The sequence below is a fragment of the Brevundimonas sp. Br13 genome, assembly GCF_055391505.1.
The window spans coordinates 1909927-1922105 of record NZ_AP044008.1 but is presented as its reverse complement, the minus strand read 5'-3'; the positions used below and the strand labels follow the sequence as shown (position 1 = coordinate 1922105).

Annotated in this window: 5 protein-coding genes; all 5 read right to left on the bottom strand. The window is 68.4% G+C overall.

All coding sequences use genetic code 11. From position 1 onward, the window contains the following. Positions 1-66 precede the first annotated feature (66 nt). Positions 67-1449 (bottom strand): sensor histidine kinase, encoded by a 1383-nt coding sequence (locus ACZ5M6_RS09460; RefSeq protein WP_227975900.1) that lies wholly within the window; start codon positions 1447-1449, stop codon positions 67-69. Positions 1450-1569: 120 nt separating this feature from the next. Beyond that, positions 1570-7029 carry a hypothetical protein gene (locus ACZ5M6_RS09455; RefSeq protein WP_464158294.1) on the bottom strand — a complete coding sequence of 1820 codons (5460 nt, stop codon included), beginning with the start codon at positions 7027-7029 and terminating at the stop codon, positions 1570-1572. A gap of 2 nt (positions 7030-7031) precedes the next feature. Then, on the bottom strand, positions 7032-9497 hold the full coding sequence (locus ACZ5M6_RS09450) for a VWA domain-containing protein (protein WP_336966813.1): 2466 nt from the start codon (positions 9495-9497) through the stop codon (positions 7032-7034). Between the two features lie 16 nt (positions 9498-9513). Next, entirely contained in the window at positions 9514-11217 is a 1704-nt protein-coding gene (locus ACZ5M6_RS09445) for a hypothetical protein (RefSeq protein ID WP_464158292.1), read from the bottom strand. Between the two features lie 5 nt (positions 11218-11222). After that, the gene (locus ACZ5M6_RS09440; protein WP_228184748.1) at positions 11223-12179 is read right to left on the bottom strand and encodes a DUF58 domain-containing protein; all 957 of its coding nucleotides are present in this window, start codon (positions 12177-12179) and stop codon (positions 11223-11225) included.

Here is a 12179-nt window from a genome sequence, read left to right as displayed (position 1 = left end):
GGACTCCTGATGGTCCCGTCAGGCTTAGACCCGCCAGCTTGTCGGAAGCTGGCCCCGACCCGCTCGTCAGAAATCCCCTTCGGTCTGCAGCGGGGAGAATCTCAGCGCGACCTCGGCTCCGCCTCCGGGCGGCGCACTGACCTCCACAGCCCCCTTGTGACGGTCGATCACGGATTTCACGATCGCCAGACCCAGGCCAAAGCCGCTCCGGCCCCGTGTCGATATCCGCGTGAACGGTTCGAACAGGGCCTTGACCTGATCCGCCGGAATTCCCGGTCCCTGATCGCGAACCCGCACCCAGCCGGCCTTGTCGAGGCGTACTGTGACGACCTGCCCCTCTGCTGAAAACGACAGGGCGTTGTCGATCACATTGCCGATGGCGGTTTCGACCAGACCCGGGTCCGCCCGGATGCGATAGCTTGTGACTTCGCGCTCGAACCTCAGGTCGAGGCCGCGCTTGCGCGCCACCGTCTCGCGCTCCCCGACCACTCGCCCCGTGACCGTGACCAGATCGGTCTCCCGCATCGCGTCCTCGGCCTCGCCGATGGTCATCAGGGTCAAAAGCTTGTTGGCCAGATCGGTCAAACGACGCACATCCGAAACCAGCTTATCCTTCAACGGCCCCTCATCCAGGATTTCCAACCGGGTGCGCAGAACCGTCAGCGGGGTTCGCATCTCGTGCGCAGCGGCGGACAGAAAGAACCGCTGGCGGCGCTGGGCCTCATCGACGCTCACAATCATCTGATTGAGCGCCGAGACGAGCGGCGTCACCTCAAGCGGCAGCCCGCGTTCGGGAAACAAGCCCGGCAAGGCGTCTGGATCCAGGTCGCGCGCCATGGCCGCCACGCGCCGGATTCTCAGCATATTGATCAGCAGGATGACGGCGAAGACGACAAAGGCGGCCCCGACAGTGAACAGAAAAAGCCCGCCGTAGCTCCAGATGAACTTGCCGTAGAGCTGAGCCGAACTGGCCGCTGCAGTGGTAGTCGGGTGCTCGATCCCCGCATATTCGTAATAGCTTCGCTGCCCGCCGCAGTCAGCGTAGGCCAGGAAACTCTTGCCCCGACCGCCCACCTCGTCGCGGGCGGTGTTCAGACACAGACCGTCATAAGCCGCCGAAAGATTCTGTCGCTCCAGCCGATCAAAGGCCAAGCTGATGAAGAAGGGCGTACCCTCCCCGCGCCTGTAGTTCTGGCCGTTGACCCGAACGAAATAGCGAAAGTTGGGATTATGAGCTTCGATCTCCCGCAGAACTGGATCCTGGCTCAGGTCGTCTCCTGACCCAGGCTTCTCCCGTTCGGCGAAGGCGAAACGGCTCAAGACGTCTGAGGCGCGCGTGGCCGTGCGCGCCAGAGGATCCGCCACCCCGCTGGGTTCAACGGACAACAGGGGCCGGATGGTGAAGAAGTAGACGCCGAACCCGACGAACAGCACGGTGATGAGCGCCAACTGGCCAAACATCGACCTGTGCAGGGTCCGCGGATTAAAGCCCAAACCGTCCTCCTCGCCCATCGGCGCAGTCGCAGCCTAGCCTGCCCCGACGTTGCGCGAAACCGATCTGATCTCGCCCTAGGACTGTATTACCTCGGTCAATGGCGGGAGCGCGCCAAAATGAGTGACGGCGACGCGGTCCGCATGACGAGCCAGAAGCTGGGCCAGGGCGTCATGGGCGCGGCGTCTTTCGACGCGATCCGGCAACAGCGAGAGGGCGTCGACCAGGTCGGTTGGCGTCAGCGGCGGGTCGCCGGGCTCCAGGGCGGCGGAAGCGGCCGGATACAAGGTCTGGAGCAGAGCCGCCTCGAGCAGCCCCTGGGTCGCCTCCAGATCGCCCGAGCGCGCGGCCGCCCGCGCCATAGCCAACCGCATCTGCGCCGAGGGCGAGGGCATCGCGCTGAGCCGGGTTTGGAGCTCCCGGAGCCGTGTCGGATCGAGAGACGAAGCCGTCTCCTCGACCAGGGCCAGATAGAGCGACAAATTATGCACCGACAGGGCGCCTTCGCCGAGCCTCGTCTCCAAGTCCATTCGCCGAGACATGTCCGCGCCCTGCGCCACGAGACCCCGGGCGACCTGTCTGTAGAGGCGCATCTGCACCGCCTGACTCGCCGGCGGCAAGACGGACAGTTCCGCCTCCAGTTCTTCCGTGACCTCGGCGCGACGAGCCAGGGCGTCCGCGACTTGCGGCGCATATTGGGCCGCCGATGGATCCGCCAAGGCGTCGATCAGCGACTGGCGCGCGACCGTATCCCCATCTTCCCGACCGCGCAGCGTCGTCTCTCTCCAGAGCCCACGGAGAACCTGACCCGCCGCGCCGTCCGCCGCGACGAGACGATCAAGCGGCCGATCTTGCCGAGCGTCGAGCGGAGACCACTCGGGCTCTGCGGTCTTGAGCGCCCGCCCGGCTGGAGCGTCAGGGAACTTCTGCTGATAGGCCTCCCACACGGGACCGAATGCGCCGAGCATTTCGCCTTCAGTGGAGCGGGGCTGGCTCGCGCGTGTCGACAGCTGGCTGATCCAGTCGGCGTCGTCCAGATCGACGCTGGAGGCTTCCGCCGTGCGAGCGGCCTCGGCGTCGGCCCCGATAAGACGGAGCGCCAAGCCCAAGACCGTAGCGGCCTCCTGGTCCTCGACATGGGCCGCGACATAGGGACGGGCTGTATCGACCAGGGCCGCGACGTCGCCGGACTGGGCCTGCAAGGTCATCAGAGCGGCGACATAGGCCGTGTTGCCAGGTTCGAAGACCACCAATCGACGATAGGCCGCCAACACGTCCGGATCGGGCGAGGCCTGCCTCAGGGCGTCACGAAGAAAACGACGTTGAAAACGCGCCGTCTCTTCGCGGGTCGCCGAAGACCGCGCGAGGAAGGCGTCGAAGGCCGCCTTCCGCTCGGCGGCGAAGCGGGTGCGCAACAGGGTTTGCAGGCCGATGTCATTGGCGGAGTCCGCCTGTTCGATCAGCGCGGTCAAGGCTTCGAAGCTCGCGCTCCGTTCTCCCTCGAACCAGGCGCTCAGCACCTCTGGCAGATGCGTCCCGTCCGGGTAGCGCAAGGCCGCGGCCCGCGCCGCCTGCAGTAGCAGCGCCCGGCTGCCCTCCGGCGCATCCAGCCGCAGAAGCAGGCCGGTGAAGTTGGTCACGCTATTGTCCGAGTTGGGTCGATCGGCGCCGATATCCCGGATCAGCGCGGCCTGAAGGCGCTCTCTCTGGGCGGCGGACAAAGGGTGGTCCAGGAGACGGCCGGCGATCGCCTCCTGTAAGCTGGACACCGCGCCGGTCTGGATCATCCGCTCGACCAGGGTCTCATAGAAGCCGATCAGCCGATCTTCGTCGAACCGCGCCGCCATCTGATCCAGCGGATCGGGACCGCCGCGTCGACGCCCCGCCGCTGAGGCCGTCGGCAGGGGATCTCCCCCGCGGGTGACGAGGAGATTGATCAGGGTTTCGTCGTCGATCAGCCGACGTCCGGCCGCCGATTCGAAACGCGCCAGACGTTCGGGATCGATCCGATAGAGGTCGAAGAAGACGTCGTCGCTGAAACCCGATGCCAGCAGCGGCGGCAGGATGTCCTGGCGGAGCATGGACGGCGACGCGAACTCCGCCGCCTTCATCAGCAAGATGATCAGGCCGTTGGGCTGAGGTGCTGCGGCGCCCAGCTCGCGCGCCGCACGCCAAGGCGCCTCTTCTGCAATGGCCTGGGCCGTCAAACCCTGAATATGCGCACGGTCGCCTGTCTCGAAGGCCAAAACGAGGTCCAGTTCAAACTCGCCGTCACGCGCGACCTGACGGCGGAGGTCGTCGAGCGGATTCTGCTCGGCATGGGCCGTCGGATCGGTTCGATAGGCGGCAAGCGCCCTCTGGTACGCCGTGTCGCCGCCATATAGGGCCTGCAACGGCGCCTCGGCCTCGATCAAGACCGGCTTGTCCAGAGCGGCGGCCAAGCGACGATTGACCGCCACGACTAAGGCCAGGCGCGGAGCGTCCGCCAGCTTGGGCTCAGCGCCATCCGCCTCTGACGACGCCATGGCCGCATCAAAGGTCGCTCGCCAACTCGCAAGCCGGTCTGCGTCGTCCTCCCTGGGCCAGGTCAGCAGCAGGCCTTCGATCAGGGTCGGCCCGTATTGAACGGCGTCCAGGTTGGGGGGCGCGTCTCCGACCAGACGTGACGGTTGGCGACGGATCAGCAGGTTCACCGCCTTCCAGTAGAGGCCGCTCGCCTCGTTCGTCAGCCCTTGCGCCTCCATCAGCTCGGCCGTCCGCGACAACAGATCGAGATTGTCCTGATCCTGCAATAGAGCCAGGCGGTAGCTGGCCAAGGCGTCCTGGGGGCGCCCCACGGCCGCATAGGCCTCGCCTCGCAGCGCCTCAACATTCACCAGCCCCCCCATATCGCCCATCAGGGCGAAGGCGCGCTCGGCGCCGGCGACGTCGCCCTGTTCGAGGAAGGCCTTGGCCAAGTCGGCGTAGAATTCCGGCGGATAGGGTTTGTGCATGGCGACCAGGCGTCGCCCATAGACGACCTTGCGAGCCGGGTCTCCAGCACCGGTCTCGCTGGGCGAAGTCAGGGCGATCAGCTGACGCAGGACGGCGGGCTTCTGATCTCCCGCGACCGCGAGAGAGGATTGAAGCGCCCGTCTCTGGGTGTCGAAGTCGCCCCGTTCCTGGCTGACGTCCCCGACCAGGGACGAAAGGCGCACATCGTCGCCATAGGTCAGAATGCGTTCGAGAACCGCGCGTCTGGCCCAGCCGAGCCGCGCCTGCGTCAGATCCGCCGGCACGGGCGGACTCCCCTGGCCGCCAGGCGCCAGGACGTCGAGCAGCCCGTTGACCGCGGCCACAAAGCCCGCCTCGTCGGTGGCCGTCTCGGCCTTGTATTGCAAGAGGGCGGCGGCCTGGACCACATCGCCCCGCGCCTTGAGGGCGGCCGTGTATTCCAGCAAGGCGTCGATGTCGTTCGGCGCCAGGGCCAGGGCGCGGCGGTGCTGAACCAGAGCGGCGTCCAGCCGATAGCCGGAGGTGTAGATCGAGGCTGCGAACCGCGCAGCATCGGCTCCGTCCAGCCGACCGGTCCCCTGGATACGGGTCAAAAGGGCGTCGATCCGGGCGTTGCGCGCGGCCTCGTTCTCGGCGGGGTCGGGGAACCGCAGGACGTTGATGATCAGCCGGCGAAGATAGGCTTCCGCATTTTGGGGATCTCTGTCGGCAAGGCGCGCCAAGGTCTGGTTCAGCGCCGCGTAGTTGCGCATTCGCGCCTGAACCGAGGCCAGTTGCTCCAGGGTGCGTACCTCGCCCGCAGCCGAGCGTTCGGCGTAGGTCCGGATGGCGCGTTCAGCGCCCGCGCCGTCTGCCTGGGCGATGCGGATTTCGACCAGGAGATTGACCTCGCCCGCGTCGGCGGCGCCGCTGGCGATCCGCTGCTCCAATTCCGCGCCGATGACGTCCAGGCGGTCGAGCCTCTGGGCCGCCCGGATAATCAGTCGCTGCAGATAGGTCTTGCGGGCCGGAAGCTGGGTCCGGGCCCAGAGGCTGCGCCACCGATCCAGCGCCTCTTGGGGGCGTCCGGCCGCATACGCCAGTTCGGCGATGTGGGCCTGCTGGTCGTCGTCCAGGACGCCGCCCGCCCGTTCGATCGACAGCAGGGTGTCGAGCGCCTGATCCTGACGGCCCAGACGTTCATAGTCCTCGGCCACTGCGAGCTGTGTCGCCACATCGTTCGGCCGAAGCGCGCGCAGGGCCTTCAGCCCGGCGTCGGCCTCGGCGTCCCTGCCCTGGTCGATCGCGACCTCGATCTCGAAGCGCCGCACCGCAACAGCCAGGTCCGGACGAGCGCCGGCCTCGCCCAGCAGACTGCGAGCCTGATCGCCAAGCCCCATGGCGATCATACGGCGCGCCGCCTCGATCTGGGCCTCGGCTCGATCCCGGTTTGCGGCGAAGAAGAGCTTGTAGACGGCGACCGCGCCGTCCACGTCGCCTTGTTGCAGATGGAGGGCGGCAAGGTCGTTCGACCAGCGCGCCTCTGCGGGCTGGGCGCGGATCAGTCGGGCGTATTCCGCCTTGACCTCGTCGGTGCGGCCGGCGGCGCGCAACACGCCGAGAAGCCGCTCGCGCAGGGCTGCGTCTCCGCTGGCCTGAACAAAGGCGACTGCCTCGTCGTAGCGCCCCAGTTCCAAGAGGACGTCGAGGCGAGTCTGATCGACCTCAGGTCCACGCGGCCGCCCAGCCAAATCCCTCTCGGCCCCAGCGAGATCGTCCACCGTCCGATAGGCCTCGACCAAAAGAGCCAAGGCGTACAATCGATCTTCCGACGTCGCCCCCACCTCGAAAGCGCGCCAGGCGGCGGCGGCGGCGGCGGTTCGGTCGCCTGCCGTGACCGCCCAGTCCGCCTGCCTCACGGCTGCGGCGTAACCCTGGACCGAGGGACGATACAGGCTGAGGGCGTCTCCGGCGCGTCCCAGCAACCCCAAAACAGCCGCCGCTCGATTGGCCGCCTCGGGTCCGGCCTGAGCCAGTTCGGCCAGGGCGAGCGGCCGACGGCCTGTCACCCCGATCACCGCCAACCTGCGGTCGATCATGATCCGTTCGGCCGCATCGCCGGACAGGGCGCGGGCGCGTTCGTAGAAGCCGGTCGCGGCCCCGGCCTGGCCCTGAATGTCCAGCAGACGCGCCCGCAGCAGAAGGGCGTCGGTCGTTTCGCATTGGGTCAAGACGGCTGAGACGGTGTCGCCCGCCGCCTCAGCCTGACCGCCGCGCCATAGCAGCACCGCCTTCAGCACGGCGGCCCGACAGGCGATGCCCCGGTCGGGAGACACGGCCAGGCTATCGAGACGCGCCATGACGCCTGCCAGGTCGTCGGCCAGAACAGCGCGCGCATACAGTCGGTCCGCCGCGGCGAAGTCGAGACGCTCGGCGTTCAAAAGGCCTGGCTCGATAGGGGAGGCGGTCATCTCCACCTGGGGCGCCGCCAGAACCGTCGTCGGCGCCACGCCGCAAAGGCTCGCGCCCAGGGCCAGGAAGAGGGTTGGGGAGCGGAGGATCATAGTCAGGCTCCCGCGGCGGTCCGCCGAGGCGGCCAACGGCGATACAGAATGTCGGCCAGATACAGGGCCAGGGCCAGCCAGCACAGCCAGCCCCAAAGATCCAGGGCGGCCGCCTCCTCACCGTGGGCGCCTGGCTTGGCGGCAAGCGCCGCAACCGTGTCGAACGCCTCGCCCCCGGTCAGGCGCGACAGTTGATCGAGCGGCATGGCGTCGGCTTCGGACAGGGGACGGTCCGGGTCGCCGCCAGCAAAGGCCGGCAGGGCGGCGCGTGTCACGCTTTCGGCTTCACGGACCTCCACACGCACCGGCCGGTCAGACGCGACCTGAACGGTCGCCGTGAAAAGTCCGGGGGCGCGTGCGACCGGCGCCAGAAACTGCTCCCCGCCCCCGTCGCCGAGGAGACGCAAGCTTGGGACGCCGTCTCCACCGCCGCGCACCCGCTGCGCGACGATCGACACCTGTCCGCCGACACGGCCGAGACGCACGTCCCAGTCAGGGCGCCTATCCGCCGTTCGCGCGATCAACCGTCTCAGCCAGTCGCCATAGCCGTCCCAATTGCGCCAACCGGCCGCGCCCTCGCCCACCGGCTCGGTCATCAAGGCCGTCACCCGCCCCGCGCCCCACTGCCAGCTGGCCAAGACAGGATCGCCGGTCCCCGTCCGCAGCAGGGTGTCGGCCAGGGGCCGCCCCCCGACGCGGGCGTAGCCGTCGAGCGCCGGCGGCGGGGCGGTCAGACCGCTCCATCCGTAAGCCGGGGCCGATGCGGCAAGGACGAAACCACCGCGCTTTACGCCGGGCTCGGGCTTCTGCTGCGGCTGTTTCAGGTTGATCTCGACCAGGCTGAACTCGTCATTGACCACATAGAAGCGACCGCGCCCCAGACGGGCCCACTGGGCCATGCGAGCCTCGCCCTCAGCGCTGCCTCCCACCAGGACGGTGGAGACGCTCACCTGATCCTCGGCGATATGGCGGATCAGCTGCGGATAGCGATCAGCGTTCACACCGGCGTCGGAAATGACCAGGATATGGCGATATCGGGCCTGGGTGTTCTGCAGACCGTAATAGGCTTCCTGCAGGGCGCCGAACAGGTGTTCGCTGCCGCCCTGGGCCTGGACGCGGCCGATGGCGCGCTCGACCTCGGGAATGTCTCGCGCGGGCTGCATAGGGGCGACCCACTGGCGTCCGCCGTAGAATTCGACCACGCCGACGCTGTCGGCCGGGGTCAGTTTGCGCACGGCCAGGCGGGCAACCTGTTTGCCCAGATCCAGAGGCGCCCCCAACATGGACCCCGAGGTGTCGATGACCACCGCCAGGGCCACGCTGGGATCCTCGGTCAGCTCATCCTGTCTGATCTCGACCGGCAGGGCCGCCGCCAGGGGCGTGTCGGCATAGCCGCCCGGCGCAAAGGCCGCCTCGCCGCCCGAAACCACAAGGCCCAGGCCGCCCTCGCGCACGGCGGCGACAAGGCGAGCCTGACTGGAAGCCGACAAAGCCGAGGCCGGAACGTCGTCCAGCATGACGGCCCGATAGGCGGCCAGATTCATCGTTCCCAGGGTCGCAGGGGCTCGGGTTTCGACCCGTACCCCGTCGCCAAGCAACCGTTGCAGGGCTGCGCCCGCGCCGGCCTGACGTCCGTTGGCGTAGAGAAGGGGCAGTGGATCCTGAACGGCCAAGTCGGTCTGATAGCGACTGACCACTTGGCCGTCGCGCGACAGCTCAAGCCGCAAGGCGTGATAGCCGGAAGGCTCCCCCGGCAGAGACAGGGGGACGGTCAAGGCGCCGTCCAGATCGAATGGACCGATCGCCGCGACCCGACGCGCTCCGTTAAAGACCGCGACAGACAGGCCCTGCCCCGCGCCTTCCAATCCGACGTGCAAGGGAATGTGTTCACCGGCTCCGACGACCGGGGTCGCGACCCGGGCGATGAAGGCGTCTTGTCGGCCGGCCGCCAGGGTCACCGTATCGACCGCCACGCCCCGCGACAGCAGCCCGTCGACGGCGCGCCCCCAGTCACGGTCCGTGCTCAGACCGTCGCTGACCAGGGTGATGCGCCCTTTTGCGCCCTGAGGAAGGACGTTCAAGGCCAGGGCCAGCGCCTTGGTCAGAGAGTCGTCGCTCGGTTTGGCGCCCAGAAGGACGAAGCGATCGGCGCGCAGCTTCAACGGCGCCCCGCCGCGTTGGATCACGGTGACCGGGCCGTCGGCCCGGCGACGGGCGACGGCGGCGGTCACAGCCTCGCGCACCTGCTCGCGCACCGCCGGAGACAGGCGGTCGCCCTGATCCACGACGAAGACCTGCGGCGCGCCGCGCCTGGGATAGATCAGACTTGGTTGGGCCAAGGCGGCGATCAGGGCTGCAAAGACGGCGAGACGCAGAGCCAGGCGCAAGGGGGCGGCCTTGCGCGCCCACCAGACGAAGACGGGCAGCAGAAGCAGAAGCCAACCGGCCTCGGGATGAAGAAAGGTCAAGGACACGATCAGAATCTCAGGCCAGGACACCGCGCTGGTGCAACCGCCATTCCAGCGTCAGCAACAGACCGGCCAGCAGCACCAACAGGGTGAAGAGGAGATCGACGGCCGCCCCGCGCACCGGCGCGACGACCATGTCCGCCGGTCGAGGACGCGCCGCATCCAGGGTCGTCGCCCGGTCCAGCAGGGACACGCTGACCGGCAGGTCGCCGATCCGGATCTGCCCGGCCCCGCCCAGATAGAGGTCGCCGTTCAACGCCCGCGCCGCAAGGCGCCGATCCGCCGCGAGTCCGTAGAGATCCGACTGATCGACCAAGGTCGTCCCGGCGGCCGCGTAGGCGATCCAGGGTTCAGGGTCGGACAGCCATCGAAGCGAGCGTGAGACGAAGACCGGGAAATCGGCCGAGGTGGTGAAACCGCCCCCCTGATCGAACAGCGCCGACCAGACCGAAAGGCCCCGCCGCGCGCCGGCGTCGGATTCCACGCCGACGGGGCGGTTGGTCCTTCTCGCCAAGGCTGCGGCGTCCAGATCCGCCAGCCCCAGGGTCTCGGACTCGGAGGCCAGATCGGGCGCGGCTTCGTCCGCCGCATAGGTCAGGCGGAAGGCCGGCGCGTCGGTTCCGCTCAGGACGAACGCGGGCCGGTCGGCGCCGAAGACCTCGTCGGCGCGCCGAACTACCACATCGGCCTGATCGACTGCGACCTCGGACAGCCCTGCGTCCAGACCCACCACCTGCCGCAGGGCGGCCGGCGTTCCGGCTGAAAGAGCCACCTTCAGCCCGCCTCGCGCCGGGAGCCTCAGCGCCGCCCGATCATCGGCCGGAAAGGCGTCGCCGCGCGCCAGACGCACGCCGAAGAGGCTTCCGTCGGCCGCCACGTCCCGAAGGATCAAGGCGCCTCCCGCAAGGACCGACGGTGTCATTGAGACGTCGCGGCCGTCGCGGCTGAACCGCAACTCTTCCGGCGGCAGGGTCGCTCCGCGCGCATCCACCGCCTGGACCAGGATGTCGGCGCGATCCGCAGCTCCGGACACGGCCGGACGCGCACCCAGGACGACGACGCCGCGATTGCCGGGGACGGCCTCGGCCAGATAGCCCCAGACCTGTTCGACGCCTGCAGCGGGCCGCGCCGCCGCGCCCGAGGTCCATGCGCCGTAGTAGTGGAGGATCGTCCGCTCGCCTTCTGAGGACGCAGCCATCGGATCGACGGGCCCCAAGGCGACAAAGCGGGAGAAGTCGGACGGGCGGGCCTCAGGCTTCAGGCCTTCGAGGCGCCGGTTCAGCAGAGCGATGTTCTCGCCGGGTCGCAACAATCGCGTGCCTGTCGCGTCCCCTAGATAGACCGTCCGTCGGGACGGCTCGGTCGCCCGGACATCGGCGATGAGGGCGCGGCGGGCGCGGTCGAACTGGTCAGAACCGGTCAGACCCGCAGTGGCGTCCAGATAGAAGACATGGCGCGCCGTGTCGCGACGGGGCGAAAGCTCCGGTCGCGCCCCTGCCGTCCAGAGCAGCAAAGCAATGGCCAGCACCAAAAGATAGGCGAGCCAGCGCTGGAACCTCTGGCGAAACACACGCAAGGGCGCGACCCGCGCGGCCTGGGCCCAGAGGCCGGCGGCGGCGATCCGCACCCGCTTTTGGCGCGCCTTCAGAATCTGCAGCACGAACAACAGGCCCGCCAGAGCGCCGGCGCCGATCAGGACCGCCCAGAGAGGGAGCGACAAGAAGCTCACAGCCGGACCGCTCCGCCTTCGAACAGGGTCGCCAGTTGCTCCGTCACGGGTGCATCGGCGTCGATCCGCGCCAGGCCGGCGCCTCGGGCGCGGGCGAAGTCGACCAGGGCGCGGTCGAACACGCCGTAGGCCGCCTTGTAGCGCGCGATCAGCTCGGGGGTGATGGTCAGGGACGCCGGCGCGGGGGTCTCTCCATCGTCCATCAGCACGTCGCCGTTCAGATCCGGATGGCGTTCGGGCTCAGCATCATGCGCCTTGACGATCTGCACAAGCAGCAGCCTGTGCGGCAAACGCTCGAGCCCCTTCACCACAGCCTCAATGCCTGCTTCGTCGAAGAAGTCGGAGATCACGATCACAAGCCCCTGGCGGACGCCCATGCCGGCGAGATGCATCAAGGCCGCCGCCAGACCGGTGCCGCCCTTGGCTTCGTAGGCCGCGAGGCTGTGCGCCACGCGCGCCAGACCGGCCTTGCCGGACACGGCGCGGAACTCGATCTCCATCGTGTCGGAGAAGGGAAAGAGGCCGACGGAATCGTGCTGATCCAGCGCCACGGCCGACAGAGCCAGGGCGGCGCGTTGGGCCGCGTGAATGCGCGGGGGCTGTTCGACGTAGAGGCTGCGCGAGCGGTCGACCAGAATATAGACCGGCATGTCCTGGCTCTCTTCGAACACCCGGACGAAGACCTTGCCCAGGCGCCGATAGACGTTCCAGTCGATGGCGCGCAGATCGTCGCCGGCGACATAGGGTTTGAAGTCCGCGAACTCCGCGCCCTGACCGCGCGCATTGGTGCGCTGTTCGGCCAGACGCCCGCCCTTCTGCGCCCGCGCGATCCGCAGGGAGAAGGCCTTGAGCCCCGCCAGGAAGCCGGGATCGAACAGGGTCTCGAAGCTCAGCGGTTTGGCCAGGTCTTCGACAGGTGAGGCGGCGACTGGAGCGCGCTTGCGGAACAGCAT